Source organism: cf. Phormidesmis sp. LEGE 11477, from assembly GCF_015207105.1.
Lineage (GTDB): Bacteria > Cyanobacteriota > Cyanobacteriia > Phormidesmidales > Phormidesmidaceae > Phormidesmis.
The window spans coordinates 12,746-29,796 of sequence record NZ_JADEXO010000081.1 but is presented as its reverse complement, the minus strand read 5'-3'; the positions used below and the strand labels follow the sequence as shown (position 1 = coordinate 29,796).

Here is a 17,051-nt window from a genome sequence, read left to right as displayed (position 1 = left end):
GAAGGTGGGTTCAGGCCATTACGGAACCCTGATGACCCAAATGAGCCTTTTTACTAGGCTTAAAACCCAGCGGTAGAGAGGGCTCTGGCCTTAGCGTGGTTTTCTGTTCCGTTACTACTCAAACCCCGGACTCCGTCCGAAACTGCCTGGGGAATTTGTAGGACGGTCCGAGACATTCCCTGCGCGGCGATTTTGGCTAGCTCATGCCAGTCCTCTACAGTGAATAGCTGCGCGAGCATAGAGGAGGTTTGAGATCGTACAGGTTGTTCTTCCATAGGTAAGCCTTGATCATGCTCACTAATTAGCGCAGCAATCCAATCTTCCTGTTCTTCCGTCAATCGCTTTAGATGCCGATAGAGCGTTTTCTGTGCTGATAGATATACCGGTTCAAAGCTCAATCCTAGCCCCCAACTTGCGACCCATTGCTTCAGCTCTGGCAATAGGATGCTTAGCAGCTGTGCTTGAAATTGTAAGGAGCGATTCTGTTCTGGCGTAAGTGATTTTAGATAGTTGACGTAGGGCCGCGTCATGACGCCAGCCTCAATCCAGCTATCGTCTTCAGCTGCTTCTGCTAGCCAATCTCGGTCGAATGTGAGATCCATGAGGTTCCCAGTTTTCTGAAGTTGGTCAGCTAGCCTTTGTTCGTCCATCGGCTCACGTCCTGCGTGCTCGTAGGTCATGCTGCGATTGCATTGTACTCAAAGTATACCAAGTCGTCTTTTTCTGGATCAGGGCCATGCTCTAGCATTCTCTACCGCTGGTAAAACCCCTCGGCCCCCGGAAATGAGTGGGGCCAGCTAGATCACCATAGCCAAGGTCTACAGAATTGTGTACAGAGAGAAAAGCGGCTTCGCTGAGTAAGCTGTCGATTCGTCGTTTTATCTGTGGCAAGCAGTGGTCAGAGCGGTGTTGCTATCCAAAGATGTATCGGATTATCAAAATGAGAATAGAGGCGATTGCAGAGCAAGAAAGTACGAACTCAAACATTTTAAAGTGCTTGGACGTGTTTGGCTTTGAATAGCTTTCCGGGAATAAAGGTTGTTTGTCTTCGTTGAAGAATCCAGGCTCGTAGAGGTGGAGAGATCTTTCGATACGTAGCGCAATACCCATTGCATTTGCGAAGCCTCTTCTAATATCTGATAAGATCCTCAAGTTTCCAATCCAGAACACTATGATGATGCAGACAAGCAGAAGAGTCTCTTGTAACGATGGCTTAGCTTCTTTCTGAACGATCCACCCTACAGAGATAGTGAAGAAGGTGATAGAAGTGCTGGAGATGGTAAGCACTCGTGATCGCATGTCCTTTAAGTTCTCTTGAGTTGTAGCGTAGAGAGCGAGCAGAATTTGTACTTTCTCGTTTTCCATATGTCCTGATAAGGGTAGGTAGCATATCTACCGGAACTACTACGGAATTATCAACCACCTAGTAGGCGTTGACATAGTTAGGTCTTAATAGGCGCATGGACAGTTTCATAGATGCAGTTAGCCGTTAGCAGGAAAAGGAATTACTCCTGTCTCTACTATCTCAACTGGTAGCCGCTGATGTAGCACGCCATAAAACATGTGACTTGCACTATGCTCACCTACTAGCGCACAGTAACCCTGTGATAGCTGCTTGTACAAAGGGTCACATGAACTGAGCGCAGAAGGTATTTTTGTTCTTACTCCAAACTGACTTGGTGCGGGACAAGAAACATTCAACATCAGCAATAGTCCGGTCGATGAACCTATGCCGTGTTCTTCTTCGTATGTTGCCTTCAAGTCAATTTCACTAGGATAGGGATGCCGAATCAGCGTGATGCCTGGAACTTTCTCGAAGACTGCCCTATCGAAGGTCATCTGTGACGCTTCTGCTTCAGCGAAGTCAGGGTGAAGCGTCAATACATCATCCGTCGAACTGTCCTGCTGTCCCGCGCATCTTTGAAGCTTGTAAACAGATGCGAGCGTTGGTGGCAATCCTGCCAGGTGGGTTGCTTCATCTGGCGCGTTACGACGACTAGCACTCTTATGTCGAGACTTTCGACCCATATCAATATTGAAAGGTATCTCACTGCACAGCAGCGAGGACAACGCATCCACCATAGCGTGATTGCATACTGACAACTACTGCCAAAGACTCAGTAGTTACTTCTTTCCTTTTCTGAGATTACAATCTACGCACAGTATCTGTAGATTCTCAGATGTGATCGCCAGATTCGGATAGCGCGATAACGGCTTAATATGGTCAATATGTGACCCCTTCAGCGTTATCGGTCTTTGGCACATCTGGCAGCGTCCGTCCTGTTGCTTATATTGCTGTCGCTTCCACTTCCTACCGCCTAGCGTTTGCTTCCAGCGCTCGAACTCTATTCTTGGTTCGTACTTCTGCTGAACTTGCGTAGCTTTGTGCTGAAGCTGCTGAAGGCTATGATCAACTCGCTTAGTAGCCTTTAGCAGTTCTCTAACCAGATGCTCGAAAGTTGCCATACCGCTATCTCTCGTGGCCACCCATCGAAGCAACGGTTGCTTTCAGCTCGGCCATCGCCTTATCTGTCCGATGCATTTGCTTTAGTAGCTGTCTTGATGCATCGCCTGCTGCTGTCCGATGGACATCTGGCAGCATAGGTACAACGTTATCTATTTGGGAGACAAGTTGAGTCAGCATCTGTTCTAGTATCTGCTTTGTCGTGGGCTGAACCCGAGCCTGTTCGCTGTAGTTACGCGCAGCTGTAACTACCTGAGCTAGCGTATAGACATATGCGTTCCCTGATTTTGCAATAGGCTTTAGTGATCGCGTTAGCCTTCTGGCTAGGTAGTGCGACGCACCATAGCCACGCAGCTGCTTTCGCGTCGTGGTGAGCGTAGAAGCATCCATAGGCACTAGGCTCGCTTCTGGTAGTCGTCATACTGTTCTATCAACATCTCTATCCACGAGTCTTGAAACCCAAAACGTTTAGCGACGCCGTAAACCCTAGCGATGGTGGCAACAAACAAACTACGCTCTGTGGAGAGCTGTTCTTCGTAGTCGTTGATTTTCTCAGTGAACTCAAGTTCGATTTGCTTAATGTAGTTCTCTTTCTTTGTGACTAGACCCTTCTGCGCTCCCTGTAGTTTCTGCCGCTCGTAGAGGGTTGGGCCTGCGAAATTCACCATCGCGGTTAGAAGCGCGAGCTCATCAGCATTTTTCAAGTCGATGCTAGCAAACGCGCGTTTAGCATCGGCTCCTGTCCAACCGAAGTGCTTAGCGTACTGGATAGCGTCTTGCTGGGTCATAAGTGAAAGATCGCGGCGTTACTGCCTATTATGCTGTAGTTGTGAACGTTACGCCTCTATGTATTCCGCAGCTTCATAGCTAGTCAGAGTATCTTCGTCGATAGAGAGCTATATGGGTAGAAGGTCGGACATGTGTCCAACTTTTCGCATCGAATAAAAAGTCGGACACATGTCCGACTTTCTCGATATACGATTCGGCGCTAACATACGCCTCTTCATTTCGCGGATGAATTTTCTTCTATCACAGCGTCGATCAGGCTCAATATCTCTGGCAGCTGCTTACTGAGTTTCTGGCTAGCGGGAGTATTGTGTCCAGGTTGATTCTGCCATGACTCTAAAGACTTCTTTGCCTTCTTCAAAGAAAGGTGGACATCTGTCCGACTTTTTTTTGAATCACCATGTAAGTAACGTTGGAGCGTTCGCCTGTTTTTACCAACCACGGTGCTCAGTGCTGGCATTAAAACTTTCTCGCCCTTCTTCGGTCTGCCCTTCGCATCTTTATACCCAGCATTGATCAAACGCTGGGCGATTTTTTTAACTTCCGCTGGTGTATAGTCCCGGCGATACTCGTTCTCGGCAACTTCTACCTGTAGCGCTCTATCTGGTTCATTCGCAGCCGAGAACGGCATGACTCTTACTGGAATCGCACTCTTTGGAAAATGCTGCTCAAAGGTGTCTGGGTCGGTATCCAATAGCAGAGCGATCGCAGCTAGTCGATGACCTCCTGCTAGCAATACCTTCTCTCGATCTACTGCTAGAGGTTCGATCAATCCGAGTGTGGCGATAGACTCCTTCAAGCTTTGAACGTGCTCCGTATTGAGAGTTCGAGTGCTGCTCTCGCGATCCTTTATTCGTTCTAGAGGCAGCGTGCTGAGTTCGCCTCTTTCTCTTTCTCTACGAAGATTTGCTTCCTGGTCTTTGTCCTGCATCTGCTCTGTGACAGCTGACAAGTTCTCTAGGAAGTCGACTTTTTTAGACCTTCTCGCCATTACGCTGTCCGCTGACTACCGTTTCTTCTGCTATCCATCGAGCAATCTGCTCTATATCTTCAATGGATTTTTTCGACGGACTGTTTTCCATCAAAGGTGTTCGCTGCGCAGTTGCCCAAGCTAAATCAGAGTTCTGTCTGATAGAAAGTTGCGGAATATTTGGATACTTCGCAGCCAGCTGTTCTGGCAGATCTTTATCAAAGACTCTCGATCTATTGATTTGTGTCAGTACGAACGCGCAGTACTCAGGACCCGATTGATGGCGTTCTCTCCTTCGCTTGATTTCCGCGAGTACCCGTTCCGCTCCAATAATTCCTAGAGGATGAGCATTAGTACACACCAAAGCTACGTTTGCAGCGACTAGCCCAAATCGCTCTAGATGATCACTACCGGGCGGACAATCAAATATGACTACCTGATAGTCGCTTAGTTTCCTGACCGCATACGATAGCTCCTCTGGATCTGCCATCTCAATATCTCGCCCTTGCAGAGAAGAGCCTCCAGGAAGTACGAAGAGGTTCTCGGCAGCTTCTAATGGTTCAGGAGTCTGATCTAACATGAGTTCAGCAGTCCCTGGTGCCACGGGATCGACGCCCAATACGAACCCAGTGTTACTTTGCGGATCAAGATCGATAACTAATGCTTTGAGGCCATGAAATGCAAAATACGATGCCAATGACGCAGCGGTGGTAGTTTTTCCCACGCCTCCTTTTCGGCCACAGACAGCAATTCTGAAGAGACTCATCTTGTGAGGTTACCTAACCTGCCTATGAATGCAAGAATCATACTTTAAAAGTGTTTGGCTATCATCGAGAACCTTCAATTCTTTGTAAAACAGAGAATTGGTAACTGCTATGTCTCTTTCCATACACTGTAGACTCTTCCCTAGAGCTTATTGTAGAGATGACGACTTTACGACTTGGTAGCCCCTTCTAAAGCTTTAGAAGGGGCTTTACTGTTCGTTTGCTGCCTCACCTTGCCGCCCTAGTAGGCTAAGCTCAATCTGCATTTCTAGAATATTTCGACTCCAGCCGTAATACATTGTTTGCTGTGCATACCGAATATGAATCGTTTCACAGCGTCTATCAGCTGCTGCTACACCTATCTATGACGATGGAAACTGTGGGTGTAGCTTAAACTTTCTCACCGTGAGGCGAATTGCCTCAGAATGGGCCTCATCTAAGTCGTCAGAATAAAGCATGGTTACTAGGCGTTCACAGAATTTCACTGCTTCTAGTCCCTTCTCTTCACTGATGTAGTTACGGGCGATCTTAGGATCGCCAGCCATCAGCTGCCATTTTTGCTTCATCTCAGCCGCCTTCAAGCCAAATAGGCCCATGTAGACCTCATTCGTTCGGATAGCGTATTCAACTTCGGGCACCCTGGCATCGCTAAGAGTATCTGTGTAGTCTTTCCTTGTGTACTTACCAGATTCGCGTTTTTGCAGCCATCGATTGAGCGCTCTATCATCTTTGGCCGTAGCTACGCCTTTAGCTGCGATGTTGGCGCTGAAATAGAAACCTTTGACCGCGAACCATTTGAGAAAATCGGCTATTTTCTGCTTCGTCGGTTTGCGAGTTTTGCCAGGATTGATTAATACATCAGTGGCCAAATCAAACCAGTCACTAACCTCAATAACACTGTATTCGTTGCCATCTGAGCCAGAGATTTGCAGCACCCTGAAAGCCTTGCCAGACGGATTCTTGAGTGCCTTCTCATCGTCTATTTGCAGCACCCTTCTAGAGAGTGTGGTGTTGTCAATCCCAATATACTTTTCGGCCATGCGAAAACCAAATCCGTATGCTGGTTGCCCCGGCCCTAGTCCATCAGGATCGATGACAATCACCTCGAACTGCTTGTCTGCGTAAGTGACCTCAATACGATCACCTTTTTTTGCTGCTGGAGTAGCTGTTTCATCCATTGTTAGTTGCCTCATTGGAAATAAAAGTCAAAGCAGTGTGCGATCGCACACTCAGCCATTCATCGCTACATCTCCCCTACAAGCTGAGCAAGCTGCCGCCACGCCAGCGGCGACACCTCTTCACGTTTGACCGTCCATAGCCCTGGACCAAAGAACGGACAAGCCTTACCCAGTACCTTCAGTAGCTGCGCCGCCGTCGCCTGAATAACACCCTCACCCTTCTGCTCAGACTGCTTATCTGAGATCGTCACCAAGCAATCCCCCGGCAGCATCAACGGCTGACCCTCGACGCAGTGCTCCAGCCGATAGAGCAGCTTGCCATCTAAAGCCGTTACCTTGCCCGTCACCCGCGTCTGCACACCTTCTACGTCACTTCCAGAGTGCTGGACACTGACAACCGCCCCCATCGCTAGCTCAGTTGCTTCCTCAGGGGCTGCTTCTACCGCTTCTACCTGCTTAGCTCCGGACTTGTCTTCCTGCTCAGAGGGGGTGCGTGACGCACTCAAATCCGTATCAGACGTAGAGGTCACCCACCTAGCTGTTAATAACTCTGGTAGAAGCTTTTTAGGCTCCCCGCCAGCTCCAGAATCTGAAGGTACAGCCAGCTTCTCAGAAGAAGAATTTTTATCCTCTTCACTACTTCTAGAGAGACCTACCTCGCAGATACTTCTAACCTTCGCCATAATCAACTTCCGATGCTTCTGAAACAACCCCCAGCTAAAGCCAACCCCAAACAACTCCTTCGATATTGTAGAGAGCGCTAGCCACAGCTTCTTCACCCCGAATCGACCAACGACGACTAACTTGTTCAAAGCAATCTTCAACCGCTCCAACGCCTCAGCCGCGACAGTCGCGTTATGGTCATAGCTAGATTTTGCTCGATGCTGCCGCGCACTCTTGAAGTGACTCTTTGCCCAGCGATAGGCCCAGTTCTTACGAGTTAGGTCATTCTTTGACTCCTTACTAGCAAACTGCTCGAAGCCTTGTAGCTGCGGTGCGACCTCGACTATCCAACCGCCGAGGGTAGGAATGGTCTTCAAGTTCAGATAGCGATCGCCGAAGTTGACCAGCTCCTTCATTACCTCGTTGGACTGCCCTGGTCCTGTCCAGGCAATCGGGGGCAAAGAACGCACCGAAACGCGCAGCGGCATCGAACGCGGCCTCTGCATCAGCGCAGCGGCCAGTAGCATCTCATCCTGTCTAGCTGCACAGTGCTGCCACTGGACTAAGAACGCCGCCTTATCGTTGCCGATACAGCGAAAGTCGTCATCAAGTAAGAAAGAGCCCTGCTGAAGTGGCAGACGATGCCCGTTGTGCTCAGCGCGAAACGCCTTCTTATTAGGGAACAGCTCACAGACACCCCCAGCGACTCTGACCCCAGCAGCAGTGAGCGCCGCATGAGCCGCACAAGCGAGCCCCCAGGCGCTGACGGGCTCAGCTAGGGGGAAGTAGATATGGATGCCGCCTGAGCTGCTAGAGCGAACTACTAGATAGCGACAGAGGCCGAGCGCCTCCATCGCATCGAGGATAGGTTTGATGCCGCCATTACAGGGATGGAAAGGACTGTTCCTATCGACATCGATCATCAGGTAGTTAGTGAGCTTACCGAAGCGCTTACCGATGATGTAGTCACGACGATAGTGCGACTCGATAGAGCCAAGGACGAGGGGCACCTTTTTGCCAGAAGGATTGACGATAGTAATCCAGCCGCTTGGCTTTTTGAGGACAGGTGACCAGCTCGGACAGGTAGTCCAGAGTGCAAAGAAGCCGTGTTCTATCTGACTAAGGGTCGATAAGAAGGAATGCTTATCAAATTGTTGAGAGCTTTTTAGACTGTCGAACCCCCTGCTATTAGAGGGGGCTGAAGACTGCGAAGCAGCAAGATCCGACTGCCGCTTACGCAAATGCAAGAAATCGGGTACCATGAAATCAACGCATGGCTTATGCACACACGCCTCTGATTCCTGCTAGCACTTCGTTGAGAAAATCAATAACTGAGACTCCGGCCAAGAAGAACAGTTATTAGATTGGGAAGGCTACAGGATTTACCGAATAAGTCCTAAATGACGGTCTTAACCTTTTGGTTTTGGCCGTCTTTTTAGTGCTTATTTTCTATGATGTTTTTCAAAAAAGAGTTTGAGTTAGACCTCCTGTGACGCTTGAACAGTGAGATCTGAAATTAACCCTGCTTCTATAGCTGCTTTGATCATTTCCTCTACCGCCTCGGCTGAGAGGGTTGCCGGAGGCTTATCTCTAAGCTCAGACAGACTCACCAACCTGTCATAGACAGGGTTTGGCAGAGTTATGGTGATCCGCTTGGGCATTTTCAGCATCTTTTAAACTGCCTCAAGTCTACGACAAAGAGGCTTTAAAGCAACTAAATGCTTATTCGCATCTAAAAAGTTTGCTCAAAGCGTCTTTTAAGATGCTACCATGCTGATATGCGATCGCGTTTCGCAACATTTCGTTTCAAAGCAGTGCGTTTCATAGAACGGATCGTCCGTTTCACGACCAGCGCAACTTGTGTCAGAAACGGTTCAGAGAAATCGTCAGTTTTAGCTCGTGAGGAGGCGTTCAGTCGTGTCAGTTTCTATGCGCTTCGTATGCGTTTCAGAGGCGTCGCAGGCCACAGCCGTTGAGGTGTTGGGCAACTCAGAGAACGCCCCGGTCACCCCGTTTCAACTGCGCGAATTCGTGTCGATGGTGCGAGGGGGGCCGGTTTTATCTGGCACCCTACGCACCTGGCGCAAACGCATCGGCATCAAACCGAACGCCGCAGGCTTCTACACGATGGATGACCTACGACTGCTAGGCCGCTATCTAGAAGCACTTGCCGCAGGCCGCACTACCGACCAGTTTCTCAATCAGGAGTATGGAGACTATGCCCAAGACAGACCCGCGTAAGGCTGCACCAGCTACCGCTCAAAGCCCAAAGCCTGAAGCCTTAGACACCGCCAGCAGCGTCCAATCTGAAGTCGTCGCCGTCACTCAACAGCTAGCCAGTGACGTATCAGCTGATGCCTACGCTATCGGCCAGCAGACCGCCGAGTATGTGAACCAGCAGGCGTTTAGCGCCTTCCTTCAGGGTTACAACGAGGGGGCAGCGAAAGCGACTAGCCCTTTCTCACAGCTGCGCCAACAGCTATCGGCCTCGAAGCCGAAGCCAATCAGCCTGCTATCGCTACCTGGTTCGACGAGTACGGCACTGCCCGAGAACTGCCCAGCGTCCGAGTGACGATAACGCCAACTATCTGGCAAAAAGCCGTCACCGCGCTACTTGCCCTCGGCTGCATCCTGCTCACCTTCAACCTGATCGCCACCGTCCTCGGGCTGTCCTCGGCCTGTTCGCGGACGCCCTCGGCATGTCCTCAGCCGATATCGATGTCCTCGGCTGAACCCCTCGTCACATAAAGCATCTACCGCAATGTTCGCGGCTGTCCTCGAACAGCCAACTGGGAGAAACCATCATGATCCTCCGCCTTCTACTACTGTCCTCGTTAAGTCTGCTGCTGTTCGGCAGCGGCACCTATACCGGCTGGCGAGCCGCCCGCTGGCTAGACCCGCTACTCGATGCCAAAGACCGCAGCGCCGCCGTCAGTCAAACTCTGGGGGGTTGGTTCGATGAGCGCTAAGCGAGACCTGAACCAAGAGCTGTTTGGCAACGGCACTACTTCCCAGGTGATAGACACTAAGGACTCGACTAGAGAAGTCAGCCTCAGCAAACTGGCTGACCTGTCAGAGCTAGCAGAGGAGCAAGCCAAAGTCAGAGTTAAAGTCACTCATCTGTCTACCAGCGTCGCCGCCCTGACCGATAGCGTCGAACACACAGACCACCGCCTAGACAAACTACGAGAAGCGCTTAAAGGCACCGTCAGTCAGGTCGAACAGCTATCAGCCGCTGATAACTTACACAGTCAACAGCTCGGCACCCTCAGCGACAGCCTACAAAACCTCGAAAGCCAGCTCGAAGCACATGGCAACGCCCTCGCTTTCCTGCGCAACAGCGACGGCCAGCAGCAGCAGAGTATCGAACGGCTAAAGCAGAGTCGCATCACGCTGACCCACGTTCTGCTATTCGGCATCTTCCTCTGTGCCGGAGCTGCCTTCGCCTTCGATGTCGATAAAGCCTTCAGCTTCCACCAGCGCCTGAACCAAATTGAACATCGCCTGCATCCCTAACGTCCTTCATTCCCGGTTATTCCTATGGCTTTCTTACTTGCCAAGCGACTAGAGACTCAGCTACAGACCAAAAGCAGATTAACTGACGACAGCTTCAACCCCAGTAACCTAGAAAATCTACAGCTACCTCCCGGCGTCAAACTACCGACTGACTGGCTTGGCTTTGACGAACAGAGTGCGGATCAGTTCGTAGACCAGATGACCGCCGAAGCAGAGAAGCGCTCACAGGGGATACGAGCCGCCGACAGTGCGATCGCCTTGCTCAAAGTTGATACCGAACTCGTCAAACGCATGAAGAAGCTAATTGACCTCGCAGCAAAGAACGAGATCGCCCGCGAAGAAGCCTTCGCCCAGTTCCAAGAATTGCAGCACAAGCTCAAAGTTGTCCGCGCTAAAGCCGGTATCGGTCTAGCCGCAGGCATCGAGAAAGAGAATGTCGGCTTTGCTGCCTACCGCCGTCAGCTACAGGAAGGACTGCGCCGCGTCACTAACCTGGCAACCGGCGGCACTCATGAAGGGGCGCTGTCACTCAGCAGTGCGAAAGAGAACCCAATCAAGCTGGTTAGTTAAGAGGTAACCACTATGAGTCACCGAATAGTTTCTAAGTTTGGCTACTACTCGCTAGCGGGCTTTGCTGGTAGCGCCCTGGTGCAGCTAGCGGTGATCTGGCCGCAGACCTGGATAGCGGTAGTAGCGCTGGGTGCGATCGCCCTGCTGTACTTTGCCTTCCTACTGATCTGCATTAAAGGTGTACTCAAAGGCGCACGGTGGGCCGGAGTTCTGAACTTCAACGTCTTAGGTGTGGATGCTATCGAAAGCACTGGCATCGTTTTGTTCTTTGTCGTAGGAGGCGTGTGGACGTGTCTGCAAATCCTTTAGTCAGGCTATTCGATGCGGATCTGAACAGCGAACGCAACCGGGCAATACTACGCTTTTTGTTTGGTCAGGCAGGCAGCGCCATCGCCCGCGTCTTTCCCACTAGAGCCGCTACCTGCTACAGCGGCCTGGTGACTGGCTTTGCCCTAGCCTTTGTTCCTATCGCCAAAGAAGCGCCAGTGAAGTGGACGCTGACGACAACGCTGATTGGAGCGGGGCTGGTAGCCGTATCCGCGCATGAGCTGGATGAGTTGCAAGATGACATCGACGAAGCCAAGCAACAGAAAGAACGCGATCGCCAGCTGCGTTTGTTCGCGGATACCGAAGCAAAGAACAAAGTTGCTGAAACTAACCTGCTCCGCCACGGCTACGAACTAGACAAGTCACTGCCGCCTGAATTACAACAAGCGATCTCACCTGCTGACGCTGAGACGAAGCCAGAACCCCAAGCTGATCGCGCCGCTTTCGATGCTGCGGTCTCATCTGTTCAAACAGGGCAACAGAACGGATCGGAAGAACAAACAGGCGATCAGGATGCGATCTCAACCACAACTATTGAAGGGGTGATCACACCCTCTACTAACTTCACTACCACGATGGAGCAGATCGCCCAGCGCCTAATTAGCATGACCGTCGTCGGTGTCCCCGGCGCTGGCAAAGGCATGTTCGTCTCCAACCTGCTGCGCCTAGCCAGAGCGCACCACCCGCAGCTGCACATCTTCGTGATGGAAGGCAAAGGCGATGCCAAAGAAGCAGGCTACTGGCAGGGTGTCGCCGATGACATTCGCTCCATCGAAGGACTAGGCGCAAGCCCGGTCAGTATCGTTGCCTGGATCAACGGCTGTCTAGAAGACTTCAAAGCGATAGAAGGACCAAAGCTGCTGGTATTCGATGAAGTCACCTACCTCTACAAGGTGTGGCAAACCACCGAGAAAGATAGCTTTGAAGACTACATTCAGTACAAGATCGGCCTTAGTTCAATGGGCGATAGCCTAGACAACTACATTTGGGAGATCGGCCAGGTAAGTAACGCCAAAGATCTAGGCGTGACCGCAGGCATTCGCTCACTGTTCAAACCCATCGCCATCGTTAGCAACCACGACCGTAGGGCCGCGAACGCGCTGCTCGCTACCCAGTTTGTACCGCTGCCGGAAGAGGGTGGTAAGAAAGCAGTGATGAATATGTGCGATCTCTCCCCCTGTGGCCGCGCCGTCTACGACTACGTGAACGACTGCTGGCAACCGATGCCACAGCTACCGAACCTGTCGGGCTTCGATAGAGATACCCGCTCGTTTGCTGACAAAGAACCCTCAGCGTCACCGGCACCCACCCCGAATCAGCCGGATGTACGCGCCGACCTAGAACGCCTACTGTCGGTTGAAGCGCCAGAACCAGCTAGAGAAGTCAAACAGTTTGGCCTCACCGCTGAACAGATTAGCGAAGTCCAAAAGCGTCTCTCTAGCCTGCAAGCAGGCACGATCAGCTCAGTCAAACGCATTCGCGAGAACAGCCGCCTGCTCAGAGAACAAGGCGTCACTCAGGCCGATCTCGCTAAGCTGTTCGACTACCTAGCCCAGACAGGCGCAATCGAATGGTTAGCGAGCGATCAACGCGACTTCAAGTACTTGGGCGGTCTGTAGGATAGAGAGCAATAGATTGTCAAAAAGAGAATGTAGCCCATGACAGCTTCCAACTTCTACGACAACTCACCGCTAGCCGACGCGGAGATAGAGATGATGCAGATGCTTACCCGAGAGCAGTGCGAAGCCGTGGCTGCATGGCTAAAGTTCTATGGCTATGCCTTCGCTAGCCAGTCACCCCAGTGTGGTCGTACCATCAGAACTAACTTTGAGTACGCCGCTAATCGGCTAGAGATACTTGGTAAGCAAGGACTGCCGGAGCGCAACTAGGAACGCCTCGCTATTCGACTGCGATGCCGTGGAGAGCAAAGAGAATGGACGAAGCCCTGCGCCGCATACAGGCCGATCATCAAGTCCCTGACTTCGGGGATAGGCGTATTCGCTATGAGCAACTAGGCAACGACCAGCTGATGTACGTCGATGACTCACCCATCTATGCGACCGCCCTCGGTGAAAGAGAACCGCTGAGCGACCAAGCCCTCTATGAAGCCTATCTACAGTCTCTAATAGAGCACGAGGAACTAACTGAACTCATCCGTCAGGACCTAAAGGAAATGAGAGACTATCCCAACGCTATCCGCCGCGCCGAACATCAGCTAGAGATGCTGCTAAAACGAGGTGGTGGCGCGGTTTGCAACCTCCAAGATGAACTAGAAACCTGCTGGCTAAGTTTGAAAGCAGACCCAACCGTCACTGACCCAGAAGCGAAGATGGCCGAACTAGGCGAGTGGTTTGCTGAAAAGTTCAAGGAGGCGATCGCGCGTGAGATTGCCGCCGATCCTGTTGAGACGGCAGACGACCTATATTCGGAAGAAGAGTGAAACAAATGCCCAAACCCAACGCCATCAAACAAATCGGCTTTCCCGAGAGTGTGAATCAGGGCTTTGAAGTTGTCGTCGGCTCGCGTATCGAGAAGTACCTAGCCGAGCATCCAAGAGCGACTGAAGCAGAAGCGTATCAAGCTGCGAAAGCCAGTCTAACCAGCGCCGCCACTGCGCTGAGGATAGATGCCGTAGTCGCAGGAGAAGAGCGCCACCTCAACGTAATTGCCGCGCTGCCGACCGATGCGCAAATGGCAATGGGTAACCATGCATTAGCCTTAGAGTTTCTTGATGTTGGCGATCACCACCCGATTGAGTTTGGCGACCAGGCGATCTCTTCGTGGGTAGAAGCCTGTTCAGAAGAGCTATATGACGCCGTTTACGCCTACTTCCAGTCCAATATGTAGTGCCGTTTCCCCGGTCTCTTAGAGCCGAGATAGAGAATCGGCGTAGCACTGCTGCTACATGGGCTGTTCCTTCAGTCGATAGATGTGGGTGCTCTAAACGTAAGCGACCTCTCACCCTCTCTATCTCCCATGCGTGCTTTCGTTAAGCTGATCGGCTTTTGCCTGCTGATGTTCAGCATCTACCTGCTTGGCAACAACATCTTGTTCACTACCAACGTCTATCCCTACTGGTGGCGAGGCATTGCCGCTGATGCTTCAATTCTCTTTCTCGCCATCGGCATACTGTCGCTAGTATTCCTACCCGATGAGTTCAAAGAAATTGGCTGGGTCTCGACCGCAATCGGTATCTTAGCGGTCTTCATGAGCAGCCGTGCCATCCTCAACCCGACCAGCCTATGGGAGTTCTTCCTGGCCTTCATGGTCATGGCAATCGGCTACAAGCTATTCTCAACTGGCCGCGTCCCTCTCTTGTAGTTCTCTACATCCGAATCAGCAGCAAAAAGCCCTCCGTACATCGTACAGAGGGCTTTTCAGTTTATTCAGCTGTCAATTATCAAGGAATAATCGTTCAAACTATGCGTTGATAGAAGGTGCTGTGAGTGCTACAGGAGCAGCTTCGCCAGCAGCGAGGTCAAGCGGGAAGTTGTGAGCGTTGCGCTCGTGCATTACTTCCATACCCAAGTTCGCACGGTTCAATACGTCTGCCCAGCTACCAATCACACGACCCTGTGAGTCGATGATGGACTGGTTGAAGTTGAAACCGTTCAGGTTGAACGCCATCGTGCTGATGCCCAATGCGGTGAACCAGATGCCGACTACAGGCCATGCACCCAACAAGAAGTGGAGGCTACGGCTGTTGTTGAACGATGCGTATTGGAAGATTAGACGACCGAAGTAGCCGTGCGCTGCAACGATGTTGTATGTCTCTTCTTCTTGACCAAACTTGTAACCGTAGTTCTGACTTTCAGTCTCAGTTGTCTCACGCACCAAGGAAGAAGTTACCAAGGAACCGTGCATGGCTGAGAAGAGTGAACCACCGAATACACCGGCTACACCCAACATGTGGAAGGGGTGCATCAAGATGTTGTGCTCTGCCTGGAACACCAACATGAAGTTGAATGTACCAGAGATACCCAAAGGCATACCATCAGAGAATGAACCCTGACCGAGCGGATAGATCAAGAAGACTGCAGTTGCTGCTGCTACAGGAGCAGAGTAAGCAACACAGATCCAAGGGCGCATACCAAGACGGTAGGATAGCTCCCACTCACGACCCATGTAGCAGAAAACGCCGATGAGGAAGTGGAAGATTACCAGCTGGTAAGGACCGCCATTGTAAAGCCACTCATCGAGTGAAGCGGCTTCCCAGATGGGGTAGAAGTGAAGACCAATTGCGTTAGAAGAAGGAACAACCGCACCAGAGATGATGTTGTTGCCGTACATCAGTGAACCTGCAACGGGCTCACGGATGCCGTCGATGTCGACGGGAGGGGCTGCGATGAACGCGATAACAAAACATGCAGTCGCGGCGAGCAGTGTCGGGATCATCAAGACGCCGAACCAACCTACGTAGAGGCGGTTCTCGGTGCTTGTAACCCACTGACAGAACTGCTCCCACAGAGAAGCATTCTCGCTTCTTTGAAGAGTAGTAGTTGTAGAAACCATTAAATGATTGCGGGGGGTGAAGTGAATATGTATATGACGGACGAAAGCGAAAAAATAACTGCTTTTGTCTGTCGGTATACACACACTATAGCATATGTAACGAAATATTACAAACGGGTTTACAAAGCAGGAGATTGTTTGAATTGCCTAGTGTAGCTACGTTTTGAGCGATTCGTTCTACCGAGATCGTTGAAAGCAGTCACGAAAGCAGCGACTGCCGAGATCTGAAAAGACCTCGGCAGCTAGATTGATTGGAATGAGCGGGACTATCTTCTGCGTCTCGTTAATTAGCTTTTGTTGCGTGCGTCGCGGTTATAGCGCACCAACTCAATAAAGCTAGTGCCTTCACCCAGTTCTTGCGGCGTCGAAGCCTGTGCTTGGGCAGCTGGTGCGAAGGCAGCTGCACTCAGTAGTAGAACGAGAGCGGAAAGAGCAATGCGTTTCATGATTGAAGTCTCCTAAGCGTGAAGGTGATGTCTGATTGGCAGTCGGTTTGAGTGCCGATTGCTTTGATGCTTCTAGAATGGCAGGGCTGTCTGAGCGGATGCTAAAGAGCGGCTGAAGCTTGGTTTATGAGTATGAGAAGAGAGCCTGAATAAAAGCTGAGGGTGCTCTCATAAATGCCAGCAACAGGTATCTAGGCCGCAGCGGGTACAGCCGGAACGCGCAATATCAGCATTAGCAAAGTCGTCCCAATCGCCCCGGCGATAGCTGTAGAGTTTCTGAAAATTCGGGTTACGTCATTGGGTCTCTGGTACGCTTCAGCGTACTGACCTAGCGATACCCCACCGCCGGTCACCAAGCCCCTCGCGACTAGTGCTGCTATGCCCCAACCTGATCGCCCTACCCCGAACTGGCAACCGCTGAGCATGCTACCGATGCTGTCAGACATGCTGTCTGCCCAGGTAGAAGAAGTAGACACTCAGCTAGAGAGCCTACGAGAAGCTCAAGCACGTCCCCACGTTCTAGACGACTACACCGTCGGCCGGGTGCTCAAAGTGTATGGCGAGCAGCAGGACTTTCTATGGGTGTACGAAGCCCAAGTGGAACGCTGGCAGCAAGAATCACTGAGTGCCACACAGCGACAGCAGACGAAGCAGATGGCTGCGCAGCTGACGCAGCTGAAACCGAAGTTAAAAGAAATCTTGGCGATCGCAGCAGACCTGAAAGACAAGACTATCGAGTCAGTTCTAGGCAAAAGCAATCTTGAAGTTGCGCTAGACGTGCTCTCAGGCAAGCTGAAGCCACCGATTTAGGGAATGCGATCTCGTTTGCGAGGGGGCGATCGCACTTCGACAGCA

At 51.3% G+C, this 17,051-nt stretch carries 25 protein-coding genes; 12 read left to right on the top strand and 13 right to left on the bottom strand.

The annotated features are described in order from the left end of the window. Nucleotides 1-59: 59 nt before the first annotated feature. The 11 genes from IQ256_RS19835 to IQ256_RS19785 form a co-directional block, all read right to left on the bottom strand. A complete protein-coding gene (locus tag IQ256_RS19835) occupies nucleotides 60-680 on the bottom strand; it encodes a hypothetical protein (protein WP_193857292.1) in 621 nt (206 codons plus the stop codon). Between the two features lie 232 nt (nucleotides 681-912). Continuing rightward, nucleotides 913-1,365: a hypothetical protein gene (locus IQ256_RS19830; RefSeq protein ID WP_193857291.1), complete on the bottom strand. Its 453-nt coding sequence runs from the start codon at nucleotides 1,363-1,365 to the stop codon at nucleotides 913-915. A gap of 117 nt (nucleotides 1,366-1,482) precedes the next feature. Continuing rightward, on the bottom strand, nucleotides 1,483-2,082 hold the full coding sequence (locus tag IQ256_RS19825; RefSeq protein WP_193857290.1) for a hypothetical protein: 600 nt from the start codon (nucleotides 2,080-2,082) through the stop codon (nucleotides 1,483-1,485). A 42-nt stretch (nucleotides 2,083-2,124) separates the two neighbouring features. Further along, nucleotides 2,125-2,466, bottom strand: a complete 342-nt coding sequence (locus tag IQ256_RS19820) for an HNH endonuclease (RefSeq protein WP_193857289.1) — start codon at nucleotides 2,464-2,466, stop codon at nucleotides 2,125-2,127. 4 nt (nucleotides 2,467-2,470) lie between these two features. Further along, nucleotides 2,471-2,854, bottom strand: coding sequence for a hypothetical protein (locus tag IQ256_RS19815; RefSeq protein ID WP_193857288.1), 384 nt, complete (start codon nucleotides 2,852-2,854; stop codon nucleotides 2,471-2,473). A gap of 5 nt (nucleotides 2,855-2,859) precedes the next feature. Then, nucleotides 2,860-3,252, bottom strand: coding sequence for a hypothetical protein (locus IQ256_RS19810; RefSeq protein WP_193857287.1), 393 nt, complete (start codon nucleotides 3,250-3,252; stop codon nucleotides 2,860-2,862). A 215-nt stretch (nucleotides 3,253-3,467) separates the two neighbouring features. Further along, entirely contained in the window at nucleotides 3,468-4,202 is a 735-nt protein-coding gene (locus IQ256_RS19805; protein WP_193857286.1) for a ParB/RepB/Spo0J family partition protein, read from the bottom strand. A 22-nt stretch (nucleotides 4,203-4,224) separates the two neighbouring features. Beyond that, the gene (locus IQ256_RS19800) at nucleotides 4,225-4,986 is read right to left on the bottom strand and encodes a ParA family protein (RefSeq protein WP_193857285.1); all 762 of its coding nucleotides are present in this window, start codon (nucleotides 4,984-4,986) and stop codon (nucleotides 4,225-4,227) included. 360 nt (nucleotides 4,987-5,346) lie between these two features. Beyond that, nucleotides 5,347-6,162, bottom strand: a complete 816-nt coding sequence (locus IQ256_RS19795) for a hypothetical protein (protein WP_193857284.1) — start codon at nucleotides 6,160-6,162, stop codon at nucleotides 5,347-5,349. Between the two features lie 65 nt (nucleotides 6,163-6,227). Then, nucleotides 6,228-8,087 (bottom strand): hypothetical protein, encoded by a 1,860-nt coding sequence (locus IQ256_RS19790; protein WP_193857283.1) that lies wholly within the window; start codon nucleotides 8,085-8,087, stop codon nucleotides 6,228-6,230. Nucleotides 8,088-8,303: 216 nt separating this feature from the next. Next, nucleotides 8,304-8,495 (bottom strand): hypothetical protein, encoded by a 192-nt coding sequence (locus tag IQ256_RS19785; RefSeq protein WP_193857282.1) that lies wholly within the window; start codon nucleotides 8,493-8,495, stop codon nucleotides 8,304-8,306. 247 nt (nucleotides 8,496-8,742) lie between these two features. Between IQ256_RS19785 and IQ256_RS19780 the strand changes: the two genes are divergently transcribed. From IQ256_RS19780 to IQ256_RS19730, 11 genes are all read left to right on the top strand, one after another. After that, entirely contained in the window at nucleotides 8,743-9,066 is a 324-nt protein-coding gene (locus tag IQ256_RS19780) for a hypothetical protein (RefSeq protein WP_193857281.1), read from the top strand. Then, complete coding sequence (locus tag IQ256_RS19775; protein WP_193857280.1) at nucleotides 9,044-9,397, top strand: hypothetical protein; 354 nt, start codon at nucleotides 9,044-9,046, stop codon at nucleotides 9,395-9,397. Before IQ256_RS19780 ends, IQ256_RS19775 begins: the two co-directional genes overlap by 23 nt. Nucleotides 9,398-9,629: 232 nt before the next feature. Further along, nucleotides 9,630-9,794 (top strand): hypothetical protein, encoded by a 165-nt coding sequence (locus tag IQ256_RS19770; RefSeq protein WP_193857279.1) that lies wholly within the window; start codon nucleotides 9,630-9,632, stop codon nucleotides 9,792-9,794. Continuing rightward, a complete protein-coding gene (locus IQ256_RS19765) occupies nucleotides 9,784-10,341 on the top strand; it encodes a hypothetical protein (protein ID WP_193857278.1) in 558 nt (185 codons plus the stop codon). The genes IQ256_RS19770 and IQ256_RS19765 overlap by 11 nt, the downstream gene beginning before the upstream one ends. Before the next feature lie 24 nt (nucleotides 10,342-10,365). Next, on the top strand, nucleotides 10,366-10,911 hold the full coding sequence (locus IQ256_RS19760; RefSeq protein ID WP_193857277.1) for a hypothetical protein: 546 nt from the start codon (nucleotides 10,366-10,368) through the stop codon (nucleotides 10,909-10,911). Between the two features lie 12 nt (nucleotides 10,912-10,923). Continuing rightward, a complete protein-coding gene (locus IQ256_RS19755; protein ID WP_193857276.1) occupies nucleotides 10,924-11,220 on the top strand; it encodes a hypothetical protein in 297 nt (98 codons plus the stop codon). Beyond that, nucleotides 11,202-12,857 (top strand): hypothetical protein, encoded by a 1,656-nt coding sequence (locus tag IQ256_RS19750; protein WP_193857275.1) that lies wholly within the window; start codon nucleotides 11,202-11,204, stop codon nucleotides 12,855-12,857. The genes IQ256_RS19755 and IQ256_RS19750 overlap by 19 nt, the downstream gene beginning before the upstream one ends. A gap of 39 nt (nucleotides 12,858-12,896) precedes the next feature. Beyond that, nucleotides 12,897-13,127, top strand: a complete 231-nt coding sequence (locus tag IQ256_RS19745; protein ID WP_193857274.1) for a hypothetical protein — start codon at nucleotides 12,897-12,899, stop codon at nucleotides 13,125-13,127. A gap of 44 nt (nucleotides 13,128-13,171) precedes the next feature. After that, nucleotides 13,172-13,678, top strand: a complete 507-nt coding sequence (locus IQ256_RS19740; protein ID WP_193857273.1) for a hypothetical protein — start codon at nucleotides 13,172-13,174, stop codon at nucleotides 13,676-13,678. A gap of 5 nt (nucleotides 13,679-13,683) precedes the next feature. Next, nucleotides 13,684-14,085 (top strand): hypothetical protein, encoded by a 402-nt coding sequence (locus tag IQ256_RS19735; RefSeq protein WP_193857272.1) that lies wholly within the window; start codon nucleotides 13,684-13,686, stop codon nucleotides 14,083-14,085. 129 nt (nucleotides 14,086-14,214) lie between these two features. Then, nucleotides 14,215-14,559: a hypothetical protein gene (locus tag IQ256_RS19730; RefSeq protein ID WP_193857271.1), complete on the top strand. Its 345-nt coding sequence runs from the start codon at nucleotides 14,215-14,217 to the stop codon at nucleotides 14,557-14,559. Between the two features lie 99 nt (nucleotides 14,560-14,658). Here the strand turns inward: IQ256_RS19730 and psbA are convergent, their stop codons facing one another. Together psbA and IQ256_RS19720 are read right to left on the bottom strand one after the other, a co-directional pair. Continuing rightward, nucleotides 14,659-15,750, bottom strand: a complete 1,092-nt coding sequence (gene psbA / locus IQ256_RS19725) for a photosystem II q(b) protein (protein WP_038019432.1) — start codon at nucleotides 15,748-15,750, stop codon at nucleotides 14,659-14,661. Between the two features lie 287 nt (nucleotides 15,751-16,037). After that, on the bottom strand, nucleotides 16,038-16,196 hold the full coding sequence (locus tag IQ256_RS19720; RefSeq protein WP_193857270.1) for a hypothetical protein: 159 nt from the start codon (nucleotides 16,194-16,196) through the stop codon (nucleotides 16,038-16,040). Between the two features lie 378 nt (nucleotides 16,197-16,574). Here IQ256_RS19720 and IQ256_RS19715 point away from each other — a divergent pair, with 378 nt between their 5' ends. Then, a complete protein-coding gene (locus IQ256_RS19715; protein ID WP_193857269.1) occupies nucleotides 16,575-17,006 on the top strand; it encodes a hypothetical protein in 432 nt (143 codons plus the stop codon). The last annotated feature ends 45 nt before the right edge of the window (nucleotides 17,007-17,051 follow it).

Bases quoted from the DNA above. Each gene is read 5' to 3' on its own strand.
- IQ256_RS19720 (WP_193857270.1), bottom strand. From the start codon at position 16,196: ATGAAACGCATTGCTCTTTCCGCTCTCGTTCTACTACTGAGTGCAGCT.
- IQ256_RS19770 (WP_193857279.1), top strand. From the start codon at position 9,630: ATGATCCTCCGCCTTCTACTACTGTCCTCGTTAAGTCTGCTGCTGTTC.
- IQ256_RS19825 (WP_193857290.1), bottom strand. From the start codon at position 2,082: ATGGTGGATGCGTTGTCCTCGCTGCTGTGCAGTGAGATACCTTTCAAT.
- psbA (WP_038019432.1), bottom strand. From the start codon at position 15,750: ATGGTTTCTACAACTACTACTCTTCAAAGAAGCGAGAATGCTTCTCTG.
- IQ256_RS19765 (WP_193857278.1), top strand. From the start codon at position 9,784: ATGAGCGCTAAGCGAGACCTGAACCAAGAGCTGTTTGGCAACGGCACT.
- IQ256_RS19745 (WP_193857274.1), top strand. From the start codon at position 12,897: ATGACAGCTTCCAACTTCTACGACAACTCACCGCTAGCCGACGCGGAG.
- IQ256_RS19715 (WP_193857269.1), top strand. From the start codon at position 16,575: ATGCCCCAACCTGATCGCCCTACCCCGAACTGGCAACCGCTGAGCATG.
- IQ256_RS19760 (WP_193857277.1), top strand. From the start codon at position 10,366: ATGGCTTTCTTACTTGCCAAGCGACTAGAGACTCAGCTACAGACCAAA.
- IQ256_RS19755 (WP_193857276.1), top strand. From the start codon at position 10,924: ATGAGTCACCGAATAGTTTCTAAGTTTGGCTACTACTCGCTAGCGGGC.
- IQ256_RS19735 (WP_193857272.1), top strand. From the start codon at position 13,684: ATGCCCAAACCCAACGCCATCAAACAAATCGGCTTTCCCGAGAGTGTG.
- IQ256_RS19830 (WP_193857291.1), bottom strand. From the start codon at position 1,365: ATGGAAAACGAGAAAGTACAAATTCTGCTCGCTCTCTACGCTACAACT.
- IQ256_RS19820 (WP_193857289.1), bottom strand. From the start codon at position 2,466: ATGGCAACTTTCGAGCATCTGGTTAGAGAACTGCTAAAGGCTACTAAG.
- IQ256_RS19740 (WP_193857273.1), top strand. From the start codon at position 13,172: ATGGACGAAGCCCTGCGCCGCATACAGGCCGATCATCAAGTCCCTGAC.
- IQ256_RS19815 (WP_193857288.1), bottom strand. From the start codon at position 2,854: ATGGATGCTTCTACGCTCACCACGACGCGAAAGCAGCTGCGTGGCTAT.
- IQ256_RS19785 (WP_193857282.1), bottom strand. From the start codon at position 8,495: ATGCTGAAAATGCCCAAGCGGATCACCATAACTCTGCCAAACCCTGTC.
- IQ256_RS19800 (WP_193857285.1), bottom strand. From the start codon at position 4,986: ATGAGTCTCTTCAGAATTGCTGTCTGTGGCCGAAAAGGAGGCGTGGGA.
- IQ256_RS19790 (WP_193857283.1), bottom strand. From the start codon at position 8,087: ATGGTACCCGATTTCTTGCATTTGCGTAAGCGGCAGTCGGATCTTGCT.
- IQ256_RS19730 (WP_193857271.1), top strand. From the start codon at position 14,215: ATGCGTGCTTTCGTTAAGCTGATCGGCTTTTGCCTGCTGATGTTCAGC.
- IQ256_RS19835 (WP_193857292.1), bottom strand. From the start codon at position 680: ATGACCTACGAGCACGCAGGACGTGAGCCGATGGACGAACAAAGGCTA.
- IQ256_RS19795 (WP_193857284.1), bottom strand. From the start codon at position 6,162: ATGGATGAAACAGCTACTCCAGCAGCAAAAAAAGGTGATCGTATTGAG.
- IQ256_RS19810 (WP_193857287.1), bottom strand. From the start codon at position 3,252: ATGACCCAGCAAGACGCTATCCAGTACGCTAAGCACTTCGGTTGGACA.
- IQ256_RS19775 (WP_193857280.1), top strand. From the start codon at position 9,044: ATGCCCAAGACAGACCCGCGTAAGGCTGCACCAGCTACCGCTCAAAGC.